This window comes from Oribacterium sp. C9 (assembly GCF_002007235.1).
GTDB lineage: Bacteria > Bacillota > Clostridia > Lachnospirales > Lachnospiraceae > Oribacterium.
Genome location: NZ_MUHW01000008.1, coordinates 81,800 through 102,243 on the forward strand (window position 1 = coordinate 81,800; position 20,444 = coordinate 102,243).

At 44.3% G+C, this 20,444-nt stretch carries 17 protein-coding genes; 10 read left to right on the forward strand and 7 right to left on the reverse strand.

All coding sequences use genetic code 11. The annotated features are described in order from the left end of the window. Nucleotides 1-116: 116 nt before the first annotated feature. Together BXO88_RS06745 and BXO88_RS06750 are read right to left on the reverse strand one after the other, a co-directional pair. Nucleotides 117-1,442, reverse strand: a complete 1,326-nt coding sequence (locus tag BXO88_RS06745; protein ID WP_078036988.1) for an amidohydrolase — start codon at nucleotides 1,440-1,442, stop codon at nucleotides 117-119. Next, nucleotides 1,439-2,773, reverse strand: coding sequence for an amidohydrolase (locus BXO88_RS06750; protein ID WP_078036989.1), 1,335 nt, complete (start codon nucleotides 2,771-2,773; stop codon nucleotides 1,439-1,441). Before BXO88_RS06750 ends, BXO88_RS06745 begins: the two co-directional genes overlap by 4 nt. A 270-nt stretch (nucleotides 2,774-3,043) precedes the next feature. Between BXO88_RS06750 and BXO88_RS06755 the strand changes: the two genes are divergently transcribed. The 6 genes from BXO88_RS06755 to BXO88_RS06780 are packed head-to-tail and all read left to right on the forward strand — an operon-like array spanning nucleotide 3,044 to nucleotide 8,106. After that, nucleotides 3,044-3,733: a phosphatase PAP2 family protein gene (locus tag BXO88_RS06755; protein WP_078036990.1), complete on the forward strand. Its 690-nt coding sequence runs from the start codon at nucleotides 3,044-3,046 to the stop codon at nucleotides 3,731-3,733. Nucleotides 3,734-3,750: 17 nt separating this feature from the next. Next, nucleotides 3,751-4,782: a lysylphosphatidylglycerol synthase transmembrane domain-containing protein gene (locus BXO88_RS06760; RefSeq protein ID WP_168171638.1), complete on the forward strand. Its 1,032-nt coding sequence runs from the start codon at nucleotides 3,751-3,753 to the stop codon at nucleotides 4,780-4,782. Continuing rightward, nucleotides 4,779-5,414, forward strand: coding sequence for a CDP-alcohol phosphatidyltransferase family protein (locus BXO88_RS06765; RefSeq protein ID WP_049931951.1), 636 nt, complete (start codon nucleotides 4,779-4,781; stop codon nucleotides 5,412-5,414). The genes BXO88_RS06760 and BXO88_RS06765 overlap by 4 nt, the downstream gene beginning before the upstream one ends. Further along, nucleotides 5,411-6,232: a phosphatidylserine decarboxylase gene (locus BXO88_RS06770; RefSeq protein WP_078036992.1), complete on the forward strand. Its 822-nt coding sequence runs from the start codon at nucleotides 5,411-5,413 to the stop codon at nucleotides 6,230-6,232. Before BXO88_RS06765 ends, BXO88_RS06770 begins: the two co-directional genes overlap by 4 nt. 16 nt (nucleotides 6,233-6,248) lie before the next feature. Beyond that, nucleotides 6,249-6,932, forward strand: a complete 684-nt coding sequence (locus BXO88_RS06775; RefSeq protein ID WP_078036993.1) for a response regulator transcription factor — start codon at nucleotides 6,249-6,251, stop codon at nucleotides 6,930-6,932. After that, the gene (locus BXO88_RS06780; protein WP_078036994.1) at nucleotides 6,925-8,106 is read left to right on the forward strand and encodes a sensor histidine kinase; all 1,182 of its coding nucleotides are present in this window, start codon (nucleotides 6,925-6,927) and stop codon (nucleotides 8,104-8,106) included. Before BXO88_RS06775 ends, BXO88_RS06780 begins: the two co-directional genes overlap by 8 nt. A 198-nt stretch (nucleotides 8,107-8,304) precedes the next feature. Here the strand turns inward: BXO88_RS06780 and BXO88_RS06785 are convergent, their stop codons facing one another. Together BXO88_RS06785 and BXO88_RS06790 are read right to left on the reverse strand one after the other, a co-directional pair. Next, on the reverse strand, nucleotides 8,305-9,231 hold the full coding sequence (locus BXO88_RS06785) for a SufB/SufD family protein (protein ID WP_078036995.1): 927 nt from the start codon (nucleotides 9,229-9,231) through the stop codon (nucleotides 8,305-8,307). Beyond that, nucleotides 9,218-9,979: an ABC transporter ATP-binding protein gene (locus BXO88_RS06790; RefSeq protein ID WP_078036996.1), complete on the reverse strand. Its 762-nt coding sequence runs from the start codon at nucleotides 9,977-9,979 to the stop codon at nucleotides 9,218-9,220. The genes BXO88_RS06785 and BXO88_RS06790 overlap by 14 nt, the downstream gene beginning before the upstream one ends. 397 nt (nucleotides 9,980-10,376) lie before the next feature. Here BXO88_RS06790 and BXO88_RS06795 point away from each other — a divergent pair, with 397 nt between their 5' ends. Then, nucleotides 10,377-11,498 carry an SLC13 family permease gene (locus tag BXO88_RS06795; RefSeq protein ID WP_078036997.1) on the forward strand — a complete coding sequence of 374 codons (1,122 nt, stop codon included), beginning with the start codon at nucleotides 10,377-10,379 and terminating at the stop codon, nucleotides 11,496-11,498. Nucleotides 11,499-11,800: 302 nt separating this feature from the next. Beyond that, entirely contained in the window at nucleotides 11,801-11,959 is a 159-nt protein-coding gene (locus tag BXO88_RS16485) for a hypothetical protein (protein WP_155889739.1), read from the forward strand. 83 nt (nucleotides 11,960-12,042) lie between these two features. Here BXO88_RS16485 and BXO88_RS06800 read toward each other — a convergent pair whose 3' ends face one another. Further along, on the reverse strand, nucleotides 12,043-15,543 hold the full coding sequence (locus BXO88_RS06800; protein WP_078036998.1) for a GGDEF domain-containing protein: 3,501 nt from the start codon (nucleotides 15,541-15,543) through the stop codon (nucleotides 12,043-12,045). A gap of 450 nt (nucleotides 15,544-15,993) precedes the next feature. Between BXO88_RS06800 and BXO88_RS06805 the strand changes: the two genes are divergently transcribed. Further along, nucleotides 15,994-17,184 carry a pyridoxal phosphate-dependent aminotransferase gene (locus BXO88_RS06805; protein ID WP_078036999.1) on the forward strand — a complete coding sequence of 397 codons (1,191 nt, stop codon included), beginning with the start codon at nucleotides 15,994-15,996 and terminating at the stop codon, nucleotides 17,182-17,184. 180 nt (nucleotides 17,185-17,364) lie between these two features. Here the strand turns inward: BXO88_RS06805 and BXO88_RS06810 are convergent, their stop codons facing one another. Further along, nucleotides 17,365-17,625, reverse strand: coding sequence for a TIGR03905 family TSCPD domain-containing protein (locus BXO88_RS06810; protein ID WP_078037000.1), 261 nt, complete (start codon nucleotides 17,623-17,625; stop codon nucleotides 17,365-17,367). A gap of 248 nt (nucleotides 17,626-17,873) precedes the next feature. Between BXO88_RS06810 and BXO88_RS06815 the strand changes: the two genes are divergently transcribed. Then, nucleotides 17,874-18,089, forward strand: coding sequence for a hypothetical protein (locus BXO88_RS06815; RefSeq protein WP_078037001.1), 216 nt, complete (start codon nucleotides 17,874-17,876; stop codon nucleotides 18,087-18,089). A 271-nt stretch (nucleotides 18,090-18,360) separates the two neighbouring features. On the opposite strand, the gene BXO88_RS06820 is transcribed toward BXO88_RS06815, so the two are convergent. Next, complete coding sequence (locus BXO88_RS06820) at nucleotides 18,361-20,232, reverse strand: FAD-dependent oxidoreductase (protein ID WP_078037002.1); 1,872 nt, start codon at nucleotides 20,230-20,232, stop codon at nucleotides 18,361-18,363. Nucleotides 20,233-20,444 lie beyond the last annotated feature (212 nt).

Consider the following 20,444-nt stretch of genomic DNA (forward strand, 5'->3'; position numbering starts at 1 on the left):
TGCATTAATATGCATTCATTTATCCAAATTTAAAACAATATGATGATATAAGTGTCATGAAGTCTATCCTCCACTTTTGTTCAGGTACAAGTGGAGGAAGCCTTATGAAACTTATGTCATATGATATCCCTGTATTCCTCTGCCGCAGCCATGAACGGTTTCATGGCATGAAGAAGATCAGCCTTTATCTTAGGGAGATCAAGGGCTGTTAATACACCGTCCCGGACAAGTATCTTTCCGTCCGCCATGACGAGATCAACGTTTGAAGCATTGGCAGAATAAACCAGTGCAGAATATGGATTATATGCAGGGAACATGTTTACGGACTCTGTCTCCACGATCTGTAAATCCGCCTTCTTTCCCGGCTCCAGGCTTCCGAAATGCTCTGCACCGAGAGCCTCAGCGCCGCCGGATGTGGCAGCTCTCACCACTCGCTCCGCAGAGAAGAGACTTCTGTCATGATACTTTGTTTTCTGAGCGTTAGGCATGAGACGCATCTGGTCGAACATGGACAGTGTGTTTCCCGAGGAAGGTCCGTCGGTTCCCAGCCCGAATGGAACACCGCATATATCTGCATCCTTCATAGGCGCGATACCCTTTCCGGCCTTGGTGTTGCTGGCTATACAGTGAGCGATCCTGCTGCCTCTTTCCTTCATGAGGGAAAGATCCGACTCCGTCGCATGAATGCAGTGTGCCGCCAGTGTATGTCCGGAAAGTGCCCCGATGGAATCCAGAAACTCTATCGGAGTCTGCCCCATCTCCCTGAAATGGCTCATCTCATAGTCCATTTCGCAGGCGTGAAGTGTGTATATGGTATCGTATCTCACCGCCAGATCATGAGCCTCGCTTAATTTCTCCGGGCTCAGGGTGGTGGTTCCGTGAGGTGCGATTATCGGGATGATACGGTCATTCCCTCTGAAATCCTCGAGGAATTTCTTCTGGTACTCAAAACCTCCATACTCCTTCTCAGGACTGTCACAGGTCTTCTGTCCGATAATCGTCTCGCCAAGATAACCTCTGATCCCGGTTTCAAGACATGCGTTCGCCACCTCATCCTCGAAATAGTACATATCCAGGAAGGTGGTAGTGCCGGAGAGAAGCATTTCACCTATTCCGTAAAGAGCTCCAAGATAAACGAGTTCACGATTCATAGACTGAAGCTCAAGCGGGAACAGGAACTTCCTTAGTCTGTCAGGACAGTCGTCTCCCATGGTACGGAATGGCACCATGGAAACATGGCAGTGGGTGTTCACGAATCCCGGAAGCATGATGCCACCTCTTGCATCGATATATTCCTCCGCTTCCACTCCCTCAGGCTTTTTTCCGTCAGAGCTTCCCAGTTCTTTGATAATGTCTCCCTCTGTAAGTATCCATCCACCCTTAAGGACTGTTCCTGCTTTATCCATGGTGAGGATCGTTGCGTTGTATATAAGTGTTTTCATAGTGTCTCATGCTCCTTCCCGTTCAGGTCGTATATTATGGAAGAAAAAACTCTGATCCCCTTCACCAGCACTTTCTCATCAAAATCAAATCTCACGGTATGCTGCGGACTTGCCATGGGAGTCATGGTACGCATATAGGTAGCGAGTCCGCCATGGCTCTGCACTCTGTTCATCATGACAGAGATATCTTCGCTTCCCCAGTTTCTGGCATTTGGAATGCTGCTTACTTTCAGATCAGGGCAATGAGATGCCACCATATTCCCTATCCTTCTCCAAAGCCTTTCATCACTGTGCTGAGACTCTCCACGTCCAACCATCTTCATCTCACAGCTGCAGCCTGTCATCATGGCGGCACCCACGCAGATATTCTCCGCCTGCTCAGACATGTAATTATTTATCTCCGTATCCTCACCGCGAACCTCTATCTCCAGTTTTGCGGTGTCAGGTATAACATTCCTGCCGGTGCCTGCGTGGAGGGTGCCGACATTGACACGGGTCTGTCCTCCGCTGTGACGCGGTATGGAATAAAGTCCTAAAACAGCATGGGATGCCGAAACCAGAGCATTCTTACCCTTCTCCGGGAAGCCTCCGGCATGGGATGCCTCGCCTCTGAACCAGACATCATACTTAGTGTTCGCAAGGGAACCATAGGTTCCGGGAGTCACATCTCCATCATCATATGAATCTGTGGGCGCTATGTGATTTCCTATGAAATAGTCCACATCATCGAGATGCCCTGCAGCAACGATAGGAACCGCTCCATGTCCACCCTCCTCTCCCGGCTGAAAAATAAGCTTTACGGTTCCACGAAGCTTATCCCTTATATCCATAAGAAGCTTTGCGGTTCCGAGGCCTATGGTCACATGTCCGTCATGTCCGCATCCGTGCATCATACCGCGATTCACCGAAGAAAATCCTTCTCTGAAGGGTCTGTGTTCCATATCTTCGGCCTCGATCATGCCAAGTGCGTCAATGTCAAAACGAAGGGCTGTCACAGGACCTTCACCACATCTTAGGATGCCGATGACTCCCGTATATCCCGCCCTGATATCCTCTGTCAGATCTTCCTCTTTTACTCCCTGCCCGAGAACTTCCGAAGCATGCCTGGAAAGCTCTTCCGATGAAGGAACCCCCAGACGTTCACCTTCCCTGCATACCTCCTTTCCTGTGAGCACTTCATATCCAAGCTCCTTAAGGCGCTTTGCAATAAGCACTGTAGTCCTCATTTCGAGAAATGCTGTCTCAGGGTGTTTATGAAGATCCCTCCTGATACGAACAGACTCCTTTTCCATCTGCTCTGAAAGTTCCTTTATCTTTTCGTAAATGTCCATAGCTGCCTCTTTCACTGTCCATAAGCTTATGTTTTTGATCCGTTTCACCACCGGATTCCGAACCTGAGCATTAGCATCAAAAAAATTCAAAAACCATTCAAAATCGAGGATAACTATAGCATAAATCCGGCTATAGTTGATAGTTTCCTTCAAGCTTAAATTAACCTTAAAAACCCCACCGACATTTTCAATAATGATTTAAGGGTCTTCTACTATAATATGTTACGTGTCATGAACCATTTTTGCTAATTAATCACTTAAATTACAACTATGAATTTTTTTAGACATAAAAAGAACCTGCTTGTACAGAAAAAACTATATAACCCGCTGATGATCTCTTTTGCGGTCAATGTATTCGCCTACAATGTCTCACGACTCTGGACAACCTCTTCCCATCACATAAACATGGCGGTCCGATTCGACAGTTTCATTCCTGTTATTCCATGGACCACTGCCATATATCTGGGAAGCTACCTTTTTTGGATAATCAATTATCTTTTGGGAGCTCTGCAGGATGATGACGATGAAGCCTACAGCTTCCTGTGTGCGGATGTACTGGCCAAGATCATCTGCCTTATTTTTTTCACAGTACTGCCTTCGACGACTCTGAGACCTGTCATCACAGATACTGATTTCTGGTCACGGATGCTGCGCATGGTCTACAGGATGGACGCAGCGGACAACCTGTTCCCATCCATCCACTGTCTCACGAGCCAGTTCTGCTTCATAGCAGTTCGAAAGAGCCGCTTCATACCGAAGTGGTACAAGCTCTTTTCCATGATCGCAGCCGGTCTCATATGTATCTCCACGCTTACCACAAAACAGCATGTGGTCGTGGATGTGTTCATGGGGATAGCATTGGCAGAGATCAGCTACGGATTTGTAAAAGTGACCGGACTCGCCAGGCTGTACCGACGCGCATTTACTGTAAATTATCAATACGAGCGTAAACTGAAATGAATGTAAAAAAGAATATTATGTTTGCAATAGGAGCTGTGCTCATCGCATATCTCACCTTGCGGACTGTTTCATCCCAATCAAGGGCACTGACCCCGGCGCATCTAATGATCATGCTGGAGCATGCATCCATACCGGGACTCATAGCCACCTTCCTTTCCATGTTCGGCTTCATACTTTTCGAAGGACTGGCGCTGAAATGCCTGCTGAATTCATTGGGATATAAATCAAATATATTTAAGGGACTTTTATACAGCGCCGGAGACCAGTTCTTCTCCGCCATAACCCCTTCCGCCAGCGGAGGACAGCCGGTGAGCGCACTGTTCATGCGGTTTGACAGGATACCTGTTTCGGCCATCACGGTGACGCTTCTGGCAAATCTCGTGATGTACACCCTGTCATCCTTCTCCATAGGAGTTGTGAGCCTTCTGGTCATGCCGGATGTACTTGAGGATTTCAATGAGATATCGTTGGCTTTTATCCTTTTCGGAAGCATAGTGATGCTTACACTGACCATCATTTTCTATGCACTACTCCGGAAAAGTACCTACCTTAAGCGCATGGGGCTGGGCACCATAAGGTTCCTTCACAGGATTCACATCATAAGAGATATTGCGAAGTGGAACGGTCGCATGGAAAGGCACATGGATGACTTCAAGCTATGTTCGGAACTGCTCCACAACAAGGGGTCGGTACTGCTTCTTGCCTTTGCCTTCAATCTGGCTCAGCGCATTTCCCAGATAAGCATTACACCGCTGATGCATCTGGCTCTGGGTAATCTCGAAAATGTAAATCTCATGAGGTTATGGATCATCCAGAATCTCGCTCAGGTAGGTTCCAACTGTGTGCCTATCCCCGGAGGAATGGGAGTTGCGGATTACCTCATGCTGGATGGATTCCAATCGATTTTTACAAAGGACTACGCCTATATGCTGCAGACGCTTTGCAGAAGCATTTCCTTCTACATATGCTCTTCCGTTTCAGGATTGATAGTCCTTGTAGGATATATAAAACAAATCATTAAAACAAATAAGGAGTTTTTAAAAAAATGATTAAGCCATTAGGTTACTACGATTACACTGTTGTTCTTACATACGCCGGAATGATGTTTTCCTTCTACGGAATCATGATGTCCATAGACGGCAAGTTCTTTGAGGCTCTGTTCTGCCTCCTCATCGCAGGTCTCTGTGATATGCTGGACGGAACAGTTGCATCAACAAAGGAAAGAAGTATTCAGGAAAAGAGATTCGGTGTTCAGATCGATTCTCTCTGTGACCTCATAAGCTTCGGAATCATGCCTGCGGTTTTCACCTACATGATCTCAAACTGCAATCCACTGGTTGGTATCGTTGCTTCACTTTACACACTTGCAGGGCTCATCAGACTTGCTTATTTCAATGTTCTCGAAGAGGACAGATCTCAGAACCATCCTGAGAGAAAGAGATGCTTCATGGGTGTTCCTATCACAACCATCGCCCTCTTACTTCCTATCGCTTGTGTACTTCGTGCCAACTTTGCCATGAACGGCTATGAGCTTATCCTCGGCACACTCATCTTCTGCAGCATCGGTTTCCTGACTCCTATCGAGATCCAGAAGCCAAACACCACCGGCAAGGTTCTTCTTTCAGCCATAGGACTTGTAGAAGCATTCTGTGTATTTTTCGTAGGACGTACTATAATATGAGCAGTTCATTAGGATTAAAGTTTTTATATCACACTGTTCCTGGACGTTTCATCCTGAAGCAGCTTGTGAAGCCATCAGTTTCAGTAAGGATGGGAAAGTTCCTGTCCACCGGGTTTTCAGCAAGACTGGTTCCGGGTTATGTAAGAAAGAACGGAATCGATTTAAATCGATATGAGGTTCCCGCAGACGGATATGCCTCCTTCAATGATTTCTTCACCAGAAAGCTTCGTCTGGAAAACCGTCCGAGACCAAAGTCCGAGCTTATAGCTCCTTGTGACGGACTTCTCACTGTACTCGATATAGACAGTGAATCAAACTTCCTCATAAAAAACAGTAACTATAGTCTCGTTCGACTTTTAAAGGATAAGGAGCTGGCAGAAAAGTTCAGTAACGGAACCGCATTTATCTTCCGTCTGACGCCAAGCCACTATCACAGATACAATTTCTGTTCCAACGGAACTGTTTCTTCTCAGAAGACCATCTCAGGCAAGCTCCACTGCGTAAGACCTATTGCACTGGAACAGCTTCCTGTCTTCATCGAGAACAGCCGTGAATACGTGACCATAGAAAGCGTCCACTCAGGAAAGCTGGTTCAGATGGAGGTGGGTGCCCTTTTTGTAGGAAAGATCTCAAACTACGAGCATAATGATATGAACTACCATGTTCATACCACCGACGAAAAAGGCTATTTCGAGTTCGGAGGCTCCACCATCATAGTTCTCACGGATCACAGAGTTTCCGTCAACGATGAAATACTCAAAAGAAAAAGAAATGATGAAGGCGAGATACCGGTCACTATAGGTGAATCGCTTATTTGATGTTATAATTTTATTTATGAGAATTTTAGTAGTTGAAGACGAAAAGGAAATTTCAGACGGTATAAGCGCCATACTTCGCGGCGAAGGTTATCAGGTGGATGCAGTCTATGACGGTCTCTCCGGGCTCGATTCGATACTGGGAGATATCTATGACCTCATCCTTCTTGATTTGATGCTTCCGAAGCTTAACGGAATAGACATTTTGAGAAATGCAAGAATGGAGGGCATAAAGACTCCCATCATCATACTTACCGCAAAATCCCAGACAGAGGATAAGGTCCAGGGGCTGGATCTCGGAGCAGATGATTACCTCACAAAGCCCTTTGATGCAGGTGAGCTTCTCGCCAGAATAAGGGCTAGAACCAGAAAACCGGGACAGGACAATGACTCAGCATTGACATTTGGTGACATAAAGCTGGACAAGAACAGCTACAAGCTCTGCGGAAAAGAAAAATCCGTAAAGCTCGGCAACAAGGAATTTCAACTTTTGGAATGTCTCATGGCAGATCCCGGGCACATCCACACAAAGGATACGCTTATCTCAAAGGTTTGGGGTTTCTGCGACGATGGAGACTACAACAGTCTGGAGGTTTACATCTCTTTCCTGAGAAAGAAGCTCAAGTTCGTTGAAGCCGAAACGCAGATCATAACCACAAAGGGCGTCGGATATTCCATAGAAGAGGGCAGGCACGATGGTTGAGAATCTGAGGAAAAAATTCGTAACTGTTACCATGGTGCTTCTGATCGCCACCATAGGTATGCTGTTCGTAGCATTTTACCATTACTCCTCCTATGAGACCGCGGTAAATAAATTTCAGATAGTCAAGTGGGTGGTCGACAGTGATGTGCTTCTTCGGGGTGACTACAAAAACAAGATCACCGCATTGGAGGAAACAGGTTTCAATCCTGTTGTAGGTGTTATCGTAGACGGCAGCGACGAAGTCATAGACATCCGAACCATAGGAAGTGGCAACACTGATGGTATCACCCAGCGTCTCATCGACCGTATACTGAACAACACACCGAAGGGATGGAGAGAAGGCTCTTTCGTATACATTAAAAAAGAGCTTCCCGACGGCAACAGACTTATAGTCCTGCTGAACACTGTACAACGTGAGCGTTCCATCTATCTGATCGGCAGTTTCATACTGTTCCTGATCGGAATAGCCGTTCTTACCTTCGTAACAAACGACCTTTCTAGATTCGTCACCGAACCGGCGAGACTCGAGCTGGAAAGAGAAAAACGATTTATCACAGATGCCAGTCATGAACTTAAGACTCCTCTTGGTGCCATAAGTATCAACGCCCAGGCTCTTGAGCTGGAGAACGGTGATAACATTCATGTAAAAAATATTATTTCAGAGACCTGCCGTATGAACCATCTTATAGAGAGGCTTTTGACTCTCGCGAGACTGGAGGAAACTTCCACGATGGACAGCAGAGAGTTTTCATTGTCCGCCGCCGTTGAAGAGATATCACTGACATATGAATCCATCGCTTACGAGAAGCAGATCGATTATAAGTATGACGTTCAGGACGGAATCCGCGCTGTCGGTAATGATGATGAGTTTAAACAGCTTGTTGCCATCCTTTTGGATAACGCCCTTAAGCATACCGCAAAGGATGAACGTATCCGTATCAGACTGACTCAGGATGATGACAGGATCCTTTTCACAGTAAAAAACACAGGGGAGTTTATTTCAGAATCAGATCTGCCCTATATCTTCGACAGATTCTATTCCTGTGACAGGGAGAATAACAAAGGTTCCTTCGGTCTCGGTCTTTCCATCGCAAAGGCCATAGTCGAAAGAATGAAGGGCACCATAACCGCCGAAAATGAATCCGACGGCACCTGTTTTACAGTGGAATTGTAAAGCTGATATAAATTATATCATTATGCGTCAGGTCATCTGACCGATATCAGCTTTGACATATGAAACATAAGCATTTAAATCAAAAAGCTCATTGACCCTGGAGTCAATGAGCTTTTTTCCTTAGAACAGCCTCTCTCAACCAGCAGATAATAAACTGGTTCAGAGCTGCTCTTTCACTTGTATATTTAAATTATGAGATCACTTCAGGAATCCGTTGATGATCTGCTCCTCAGCCTCAGCCTCAGTGAGTCCCAAAGTCATGAGCTTGATTATCTGATCTCCAGCTATCTTACCTATGGCAGCCTCATGCACAAGCGCAGCGTCGAGATCATTGGCCTCAAGAGCAGGAACTGCGAGGATCTTTCCTCTGTCCATGATGATGGAATCGCACTCTGTATGACCTGAGCAGGCTGCATTACCAACGAGCTTCGCATCGAACTTCTGATATGAATCATCTCTTGCGACAGATCTGGAAACAACATCCGCACTTGCGCCTTCGCCGTTCAGGTTTACAACATATGTGCTGAGTGCCTTCTGGTCCCCATGAGTCATGAGACGCTCTCTGACCACAAGCTTCGCACCTGCTGCCAGCTCTGCAGTTGTGGTACGGTTGGTGTCATCCACACCCTTGATCTGTACCATCTCCATCTCCACAGTACTGCCCTCTTCCTGGTAAACCTCGGTTCCCGGATTCAGGATCCTCTTTCCGCTTCCTGTTCCTGAACCATAATGCTTCTCAACATACTTTACCTTCGCGTTCTTTCCGACGAAGAAACGATGTATACCGTCATGCTCGGAATCCTGTGATCCGCAGTTGTCTATACCACATCCGGCAACGATGATAACATCCGCATCCTCACCGATGTAGAAATCGTTGTAAACGATCTCCTTAAGTCCGGTCTTTGTCATAACAACAGGAATATGCACACTCTGATTCTTTGTACCCGGCTTGATACGAACCGTAAGTCCCTGTCCGTCCTCTCTCGGAACTATCTCGATGTTCTCAGTGGAAACACGTCCTGCAGATTCACCGTTTGAACGGATGTTGTAGGCTCCCTCCGGAACCTTATGAAGATCTGCCACCTCTTTCAGCAGTCTCATCTGTATTTCATCAAGCTTTAACATCCTGTTTTGCCTCCCTTACCGACTCTACTTTATTGCATCCGGGCACTGCCATGGAAGTCCCCATAAGCTCAGGAAGAATCTCACTCTTTGAACCACGCTTCACCACGCTTCCGTCCTTGATAACGATTATCTCATCAGCGATGTTGAGGATCCTTTCCTGATGTGAAATGATCAGGATGGAACTGTTACTGATCTTCTCTCTCATTCTCTGGAAGACCTCGATGAGGTTCTGGAAACTCCAGAGATCGATACCGGCTTCCGGCTCATCGAAAACAGACATCTTTGAAGCCTTTGCAAGTACAGTCGCGATTTCTATTCTCTTAAGCTCTCCTCCGGAAAGGCTGCTGTTCACCTCTCTGTCGATATAATCCTTCGCGCAGAGGCCGACCTCTGCAAGATATTTACATGCGTCTACTATAGAAATGTTCTTACCTGTAGCAAGCTTGATAAGGTCAAAAACCTGAATACCCTTAAATCTTACAGGCTGCTGGAATGCAAAACCAAGTCCCTTCTTTGCGCGCTCTGTGATGGAAAGATCCGTGATATCCTCTCCGTCGAAAAGTATCCTTCCCGAAGTAGGCTTCTCGATTCCGATGATAAGTCTCGCAAGAGTGGACTTACCGCCACCGTTAGGTCCCGTGATGACCACCAGCTTGTCATCAGGAATCGTCAACGATATATCTCTGATGATCTCTTTATCCTGACCCTCCGCATCTACCTGAAAAGAGATGTTCTGTAACTCTAACATAAAAACCTCCAAGTTTCATGACTCAAAAAAACAGATGCTCAGGTCAATATTTCTGCCTGCACATCAACACCGCCACAATATCGGCATCCTACTCCGCACACATGATACGTCCCTGACTTAACTAATCATTCCTGCAGAGCCCTTAATTCATACTATTTTTTATATCCTAGTGTTCCACTATACTACCACATCAACGCCCTGTTTCCCATGTATATTTTGTTTTTTAGAAATACAGCCGCAGCACACTATATTCATAATTATCCCACCGACAGTACTACCTTCATGGTGACATGCTCATCCCCTTTGTCACGGCGAAATACTTACAGCTTAAACATTGACCTTATACTCCCAAAGGATTATTCTTTTGCATGAATAATTCATATAAGAAGAGGGACCCATGAATTCCGTAAAAAGCTTTATAAAAAAAGAAATAGTACTTAGCGTTTCATTTGTTCTGGCAGTTCTGTCCTGCCTCTTCGTAAGGCCCGACAGCCTGTATATCGACTACATAGATTTCAGGACTCTGAGCATCCTGCTTGCTCTCATGCTGACCATGGCTGGCTTCCAGCAGCAAAACGTGTTCCTGCAGATAGGAAAGAAGCTTGTAGGCAGGATGAACTCCATCCGCGGCGTTTCTATCATCCTCATCGCCCTTTGCTTCTTCTCCAGCATGTTCATCACAAACGATGTGGCACTTCTGACCTTCGTGCCGTTTTCCATCATCACTCTGTCCATCTCAGGCCACAGAGACCTCTTCATCGATGTGATAGTTCTGGAAACAGTTGCTGCGAACCTCGGAAGTATGCTGACGCCTCTCGGTAATCCCCAGAATCTTTACCTATATTCCCTGTCAGGTATGGATCTATCAGCGTTCATCATGCTAATGCTTCCCTACAGCATCGCCGCCGGAATCCTGCTGCTCATTTTCGCTTTCTTCATGGTAAAGCCGAAGCCTGCCTCACTAAAGGAAAACAGCGATTTCTCCGGCTCTAAAAAAAGAAACCTGCTGATAGCCATGTATATCCTTTCATTTTTGATGTCCCTTCTCGTGGTTGTCCGTGTACTTCCATATCAGGCAGGGCTTTTGGTAGTTCTTCTTTTGGTGCTGATCTTTGACCGTGAGATACTTAAAAAGCCGGACTACTCACTTCTCTTCACCTTTGTATTCCTCTTTATCTTCATCGGAAATGTCAAGAGGATACCCTTCCTCAGTGATATCCTGAAGGAGCTGGTGAAGCTAAACGAAGTAGGTATCAGCATCCTGCTCAGTCAGTTTATCAGCAATGTTCCTGCCGCGATCCTCTGCTCCGGATTCACAACTGATATCCCGAAGCTTATCGTAGGCACGAATCTCGGAGGTCTGGGCACACTGATAGCATCTATGGCGAGCCTCATTTCCTTCAAGCAGTACTGCAGTACGGAAAATGCCGATACGAAGAAATATCTTATTGTTTTCACTCTGATAAACATCATCTTCCTTATCGCAATGATCGGAGTATTGCTGTTAAAGAGTATATGATAAAGGAATCCTTGTGCATTAATCGCTCAATTTCAGTCAGATTCCGCCATTTTCGCTTGGCACTTTTTCGAAATCATTATGTCCGGTTATTTCAATTTTTTGACGGAGCCGTAGAAAACATTGTTATTAATTCTTAAAAGCCTTCAAATTATTTGTAAATAATATATAAACTGATTCGGATATTATTTTCACATTTTCAAAAAAATGTAGATATTTCGCCTGTTTTCCCCGGTTGCCGCAAAGCTTGTCAGCATCGCCCGATAGGTGTATAGTAGCCACCATCAAAAAACGAGGTGATAGAGATGATGACATATAAGTTAAAGAACGGAACTCATGAAGTAACAGCAGTTCGTTACGATATGGGATCACTTGAAGGCTACAAGGTTCAGTACAAGCCTGATTGCAACTGGGTATGGTGTGAGAGAACAGGTTTCGAGAGAGACTACGAGCCTTGCAACTAAATCTTTAAATACAAAAAGCGCTTCGCCGGGATGTATATAACCATCCTGCGAAGCGCTTTTTGATTCAGATACTTATGACATCATCATATGGCACTACGGCTCTTCAGATATTTTTTGTTTTCATACATACGTGAATCCGCACGGTCAAATACTGCTGCCACATTCTTGTCACCATCAAATCTTGCAAAACCTGCAGCAACTATAACATCACCGGTACGCAGGTTTTCCTCGTTCTTCTGTTCCATCTGCTTCATCAGCTGTTCCATATCATCATAGCTCTTTCCCTGAGCGATGACCGCAAACTCATCTCCTCCGACTCTGAAAACAGGACAATGGCTGAATATATCGCAGATTTCCTTGCAGCCTTTCTTTATATACTCATCACCCTTTTTATGTCCATAGGTATCATTGATATATTTAAGCCCGTTGATATCAAATACTGCAACCGCAAAATCATTTACAGTATTATCCTCAATATGCCTGTTCATCTCATCTTCGACATCGATATAGGCATGCTTACTCTTTACACCGGTAAGAGCATCTTTATTTACTTCATTACGTGCTGCAGTAAGCACAGAAGCATATTCCAGATCTCTCTTTACCTGTTCATCAACATTCACTATACCTACTACAAGCTGATCCAGCCCGTCTTCACTGATGAGTGCAGCTTTGATAGTCACATAGATAAGATCATCATTAACATGTCCACGAACATTTATAGAGAAGATACCATTCTTTCGAACATATTCAAGAACATTTTCCTTGGTAAAGTTTTTCAGGAACATATCCATATCTCCTTCATAAATATTGATAAGCCCCGCATTTCTGAATTTACAAAAGAAATCCGTTCCCTTTCTTTCTATAAGTGATCCCGCAACACCGTTTTTGGAAGAAAACTGCTCATACTCATCGGTTTTGATATTGACAGTATATATGACCACTATATCTCCCGACAGCGCTTTGACCCTTGCGTAACTTCTTCTTTCCTGCTGTGTCCGCTCCTGTTCAGCCTGCTGCTTCCTCTGGGCATCAATATTGCTTACGCCGATAAGGATACCGTTGCCCTTAGTGTTTGCACGAACCACCTTCATGCTTACATAAGTAGGCGTATCATTTATCATAAGCCTGTAGCTATAGTTAAAACTTCCGTTGTCTGCTATAGCTTTCATTATATTATCCTTCGTGAAGATCTTTACAAACATCTCCACATCCTGAGGATGGAGAACTATGTAGGCATTTTTCTTTGATTCGGCAAAAAAGTTATTTCCTTTACTTTCTATCAGCAGATTGATCCCTGCATTTCCCGGTCCATACTCGACATATTTTTCAGTATCCAGATCAACATAGTAAAAATAAATATAATCTGCAGCAAGTTCCTTAATAACGCTTGCAAAGGTAAGCCCCAGCTCATCGCTTACTTCAGAGATCCCGAGAACCGCAACTACATATGCCGCAACTCCTTTTACCGGATTTGTGGCGATCCTTCGTATGAAGAGATGTATCGTACGTCCATCATCCATGGATTCATCCAGAAATACATGCTTTCCATCTGCATCACATCTCGTAAGAGCATTTAAAAACACTTCATTATGACGACTTCCGGCTGAACCATACAGAACCCTTTTTCCGGAATTAAAGTCCATAAAACTCTGTTTAAAAAAATTCCTAAAAGACTGGTTTGAACGTACCATCCAGATGTAATTTCCATCTCTCTCAACGATGTTTATGGGCATGGTATTGAAATATTTTTTCGAAACATCATCATCATCATCATCATCATTTCCAAAAGATGTTCCAAAATCATAAAGATTTACTTTTCCAAGAATCGTATAGTACGGTGTCTCTTCCGGATTCTCAAATCCTATCTGTGTACCGTTCCTGTACCTTTCGAAAATCTGCTGAAACGATATAGGTGTACAGAAACGGAATCCCTGAAGCTTAGTACATCCCACCTCATTCAGGAACTCTTCCTGATCATCAGTTTCAACACCTTCAACCACAGTATCTATACCAAGGGAAACAGCCATCTTCACAAGTTCTGACAGAATGATCCTGCTCTCTTTTCCGTTATAGAAATGCTTCATATACTGCATATCAAATTTGATAGTATCAAAATGTATCTTCTGAAGCACATCCGGAGATGAATATCCGCTTCCGTAATCATCCATCCAGACCCTGAATCCAAGACTCTGAAATCTTTCGATCTGTTCCTTTACATAGTCAATATCACTTGCAACCATGCTTTCGGTAAGCTCAATGGTGATCTTATCCCTAGAAAGCCCTGCACCGTCAACCAGCTTTCGTACCTCTTCGACCATGTCACAGGAATAGAAATCAGCCCTTGAAAGATTCACAGACTGAGGTACCACAAAAAAACCGGCTTCAGCCTGACTTTTCAGTTTATCTATTACCTTGGATAAAACGTGGAGGTCCAGTTTATAAATAAGCCTTGCATCCTCAAGAAACGGAATAAAATCTTTGGGCAGCAGTAATCCTTTTTCAGGGTCTGCCCATCGCGCCAATCCTTCCTCGTCACTTACCCGCCCGTTTGCGGCTCTTACTATAGGCTGATAAAACACCTTGATCCAGCCTTCATTTATGGCCCTGTCAAGATTATCAACGATATACTGTCGTTTCTCTTCATTTTCCAGCATATCACAGGTAAAATAGCTGAATCCCGACATGTAATTATTCCTTATGCTGTCACAGGCCATCTTAGCTCTGTCACAGGCTATGCTTGGCTCAGCTATATTTTCATCTGTGACATATATACCTATCCTCGCAGGAAGGTTTATTCCTCCATTAACTGTTTCCAGATCCTTAAGTACGCTCTCCAGTCTACCTTCCAGATCATCTGTCGATGTATAAATAGCGAAGTGGTCTCCTCCGAGTCTACCGCAGTTTTCAGTACTGAAATGATCCTTGATCACATCAGCAACTTCTCGGAGCATCTTATCACCGTTTGTAAATCCGTATTTCTGGTTGAACATCTTCATGCCCGTGAGGTCAAGATACAGCATAACAGGCTGTTTTCCGTTCTCCAGCATCATATCCTTGCCATGGGATGCCAACTCCAGAAAATAGGTCATGCTTGGGAGCCCGGTCAGATAGTCATACTTCATTTCATATTTCTGCGACTGCTCACGAACATATTCCACCAGAGTTTCATTTATTTTGCTGCGAAAATCTGTTCCATTTTCCGAATACGGACCCTCATCCATATATCTTATGACAGCAATTCTTGTCCCGTTTTTCTTATATTCATGTTCACCCCTGGCTCTGAATATTCTGTATTCACCATCGACCCTGCTTCTGTAAATCACATCATATGGCTCATCTTCCGTAGCAAAACGATATGCAGCCTCAGCGATTCTGGCAACATCATCCGGATGAGCATCCCTATACATATCGTTATCCATAAGGAAATAAGCCTCTTCCTTTGAACCAAGCCCGAATATATTTCTCATTCCCCTGGATAAGGCAACAGTAACCACACGTCTGTCAATAAACTGATAGACCGCCATCGGGATACTGCTTTCTTCTATTAACTTCTGTTCAACATCACTAAATCTGTATTTTTCCATAGCCTTATTTTATCAAAAATAAAAAAAGAAATGTGCAAGAAAGCTGTCAATAATTTTAATATTTTCACTTCTCGGGTCTTTCCGTTCTTTTCATATCACATGACGGCAAACAGTTTCTTTGTCATTATTTTTTCGGCAAAAACTGAATGAAAGTTAATTCTTTTACAAATATTTTTATAGAAACAATCTGCATTGATCATTAATCCAGTAATAACTGCCATAATTAAAATGTCTGATGGTGTCTCCCGTTTCACGGTCATATCTCTTTAGTTTCATATTACCCGGTGTTATAATTTGAAATGATGCAAAGCTCGAAAAATGAAATCATATATCTTATTGTGATTCCAATATTTTGAACCGAGTGAACACCCAATAGGACTTACTCAAAACAGTCGATATGAGTGTTCTGCATCTACATGACATTATGCTCGAAAGTGAGGTCCTATCATCATGGTTATATCAAAAAATATGGAAATGTTAGTTGCAGGAAGCTCTACCATCAGAAAGCTTTTTGAAGAAGGTTTGCAGATGGCCGCAGAAGTCGGCGCTGAAAATGTTTATGACTTCAGTCTCGGAAATCCCGCCTCTCCGGTTCCTCACGAAGTTCGCGATGCCATAGAAGATATACTTGATAACACTGATGGAAACATTGTCCACGGATACATGAAGAACGCCGGTTACGATGAGGTTCGAAAGGCTGTTGCAGACAGTCTGAACAGAAAGAACGGATGCTCATATACACCGGATAACATCATCATGACCTGTGGTGCCGCAGGCGCCATGAACTGCGTTTTCAGAAGCCTTCTGGCGCTCGATGACGAGGTCATAACATTTGCTCCTTTCTTCGGAGAATATAGAAGCTATGTTGCAAATTACGGCGGAAAGCTGGTGGTGGTTCCTGCAGATACAGAGACCTTCCAGCTGAATCTCAGTGCACTTCGTCCTCTTATAAACGAAAGGACCAAGTGCATCATCATCAACAATCCGAACAATCCTTCAGGTGTAATCTACACTGAAGAAACTCTGAGGAAGCTGAATGATATACTCGTTGAAGCTGAAAAAGAGATAGGTCATCCAATCTATGTTCTTGCAGATGAACCATACAGAGAGCTTGTGTACGGTGATCAGACCGTTCCGTACATTCCTAATATAATCAGGAACAGCTTTTTCCTTTACTCCTTCAGTAAGACTCTTTCACTTCCGGGAGAAAGAATCGGATACCTTGCAGTTTCAAGTGAAGTTGATTACTATGATGAGATCATTTCTGCTTTTGTTGTTGCCAACCGTTGTCTCGGATACATCAATGCACCTTCACTTTTCCAGCTTGTAGTCGCAAGATGCCTCGATATACCTGCAAATCTCGAGTTCTATGACAAAAACCGTAAGCTTCTTTATGATGAGCTTACAAAACTCGGCTTTGAAGTGGTTCATCCTGACGGTGCTTTCTACATGCTCATCAAGTCTCCTGTTCCTGAAGAGGATGACTTCGTTGCCATGGGAAAGAAGTATCACATCATACTTGTACCGGCGAAGTCCTTCGGCTGCCCGGGATATGTGAGACTGGCTTACTGTGTATCTCACGATATGATCGAGCGTTCGCTTCCGGCCTTTGAAAAGCTCGCTGCGGAGTACTACAATTAAGTACCGGATTATCATATGAAACACTGACGCAGTCAAAATTCAGTATCATTCCTATTCCAGCACCAAATACTCATGACAGATCCCTGCCGATTCTTTCAGGGATCCGGTAAAATATCCTGAGATTCTAAAAAAACATCTACATCCTAAGTCTTCAAAGTAAACTTTGGATGTAGATGTTTTTTACATGATATTCTCTGCCAATGCCTGCTCCACTCCTCTTGCAAGCTGATCAGCACAGGATGTTCCCTTGGATCCACAGAGATTACCCTTAAGGATCTCTACAGCCTTCTTTGCATCATAGCCTTCAAGAAGCTTACTGATGGCAAGTGTATTTCCTGCACATCCACCATAAAAGTGCACATCATGAAGCTTTCCATCTTCTATACTGAAATCTACCTGTCTGGCGCAAACGCCGCTTGTTCTCATACTGTAATTCTGCATCGTCTGTAATCTCCTTAAATATAGACTGTTCTGCTGCCCATAAACCCTGTGGACACAATTCTGACACTATACAACCCATAAATGTTTATATATTTTCAGAAAACCAAAGTCCTAAGACATCATTATCCTGATTATACGTATATACCTTCATATATCAAGTGATTTATTTTATACGTCAGCCATAAATAATCCTTATGGTATTATGTGTCTGAACCGTAAATATGCACATTTCTATGGAGGGAAACGAAATGTTCAAAATCACAAAAGATATGCTTGATACTCAGATCACAGACGCAAACGGTATAGAGGAAAAAAATAACACATACAGAGAATTTTTAGAGACTTCATGGAGCAGATTCACTTCATCTTCAACTATTCCTGATTTTGAGAAGCTTGGCAACAGCCACCTTTCCGCTATGTTGAGTTACTTCGTAGCAAAGCAGCATGAGGTAACTGCAGCATGATATAAAATCCATAACCAGTGCTTTCATGCCGGACTGTCTTTATGTACAGATCCGGATTATTTGATTGTCCAATGGAACTGATCGAAGAAGTACAGCAAAGTATGTTCACAGTAAAATAAATTTATGTATGCCCCAAGCAGCTACAGGAACCGCTGCTTGGGGCATTTCACATCACTTGATAAATCCTACCTGCTTTGAAATGATCTCAACCTGTTACAGTCATCATAAATACCTCAGAACATCCGTCAGCTTATTTAAAATAGCATCTGCTTTACTTTGCAGCATACTTTGCAGCATTCTCACCTGAAATGAAGCCCATGTAAGCTCCTACGCCGAGCGCCTCACGACCAGGATAGTAATCACCGAAGAAGCCTGCGGAACTGATGATACCTGCAGCATAGAGACCCGGAATAGCATTGCCATCCTTGTCAGTTACCTCACCTGCAAGGTTGGTCTCGATTCCACCGTAGTTTCCTCTTGTAAGATCATACTCCTTAACTGCATAGAAAGGCCCTGCATCGATAGCTGAGAGATACTGTGCATCCTTGCCGTTGTCTGTATCCTCACCAGCCTCACACATCTTGTTGTACTGGTCAACTGTTGCCTGAACAGTTGCAGGATCAAGATTCATATCCTTTGCAAGAGCCTCGATGGAATCCTCCTTATAAGCCTGAATCACAGAACCCTCTGAAGTCTTCTCGAGGTATTCGTCAAGTTTAAGGAACTTATCTGCGATTTCCTGATCCATAACGACCCAGCCGTAATCAGCTTCACCTTCGTTAATGAAGTAGATCATCTGGTCATGTACTCCAAGAGCCTCTGATACTGGACGGTTACCCTTGTTGTCAAGAAGGAGACATTCAAACGGATAGCTGTTGTTAGGCTGACCAACTACAGGCATATCATAAGGATCCGGTGCGAAGCATCCGCTCATTGACTCGCCGAAAGCAGACTTAACTGCACCAACTTCAACTGCCATATTGATACCGTCACCTGTGTTTGAAACAGCAGTTGATGTGAAGTTGTGAAGTGCATCCGGTGCGAGCTCTCCTGTGAGTTCATCATTCCATGCGTAATCACCGCAGGCAAGAACTACAGCCTTTGCGTTGATGGTCTTTGTTCCTGTCTTTGACTCACATACAACACCTGTTACATTGTTATCAGCATCTGTTATAAGCTTTGTAGCCTTTGTGTTGAAGTAGATAGGAACACCATTCTCAGCAAGGTTATCCTCAAGCTGGTTTACAAGTGCCTGACCGCCTTTTACCTTTACCTTTGCTGTAGCAAGCTGAATATTTTCGGCATTCTTCTTTGCCTGCTCTGATGCTGCCGGAACCATAGTTCCTTCTTCATTGAGCTTGTAGTCAACTTTTGCATCTGTAAGGAGCTGTAATACGTCCGGTGAAACAGCACATGCAGTGTTGATCTTATCCATATCAAGAGGATTTCTCTCTGTTATCTTGTTACGCTTTACCCACTTCTCTACGAGCTCAGGAACACCCTCAGCAGTATCTGCAGCGATAAATGAACCTGATGAGAAGATAGATGTTCCGCCGCCGAAGGCAAGCTTCTCAACGACTACGACATCAGCACCTTCGCGCATAGCCTTCTGTGCTGCTGCAAGACCGGCGATTCCGGCACCTACTACAACAACGTCACAGTCGATGGTCTCATCCTTGACCTCTAACTTTACTTCACGATTCTTCCACTCACTTACATCGCCGCCTGCCTGCTCAACAGCATCGCTTACCAGCATACGAACTGCAGAGCTTGATACTGTAGCTCCTGAAATAGCGTCAACGCCCAGTGACTGGTGCTCAATGATGGCATCTGCCATAAGCTTAAGTGCCTTGTCACCTACACCTGCTGTCTCATCCTGCTCTGTGTAGTTGATCTCCGCGATCTTTCCGTCCTTAACTACAACTTCAGCGGTAATGTCTCCGTCCATGCCCTTTGCGCTGGCAGTGTATGTACCGTCTGTAAGTGTACCTGTGCTCTCGACAGTCTCAGCTGCTGCAGTTGTTGCAGCCTCGCTTGAAGCCTCGGCAGCGGCTGTAGTAGCTACAGGCACTGAAGAAGCACCGCAACCTGTGATGGACAGAGCTGACATAACAGCCACCGTTCTAAGCATTGATTTATTCATTTTGGTTTCCCCCTCAAAACATGATGATGCATTTCACACCTACGTATGAATGTTTTGCATCTGACCTTTAGTCCGGCCGTGTTCGTTTTATCCGGACTGATACTTCACATCGGTTTCCAGAACTCCCGACATGATTGTTATTTTTTTCACCATGGTATGAGAGCATTATATTATATCTCTTTTGTGCATGATGTACTAATACGAAAACATGA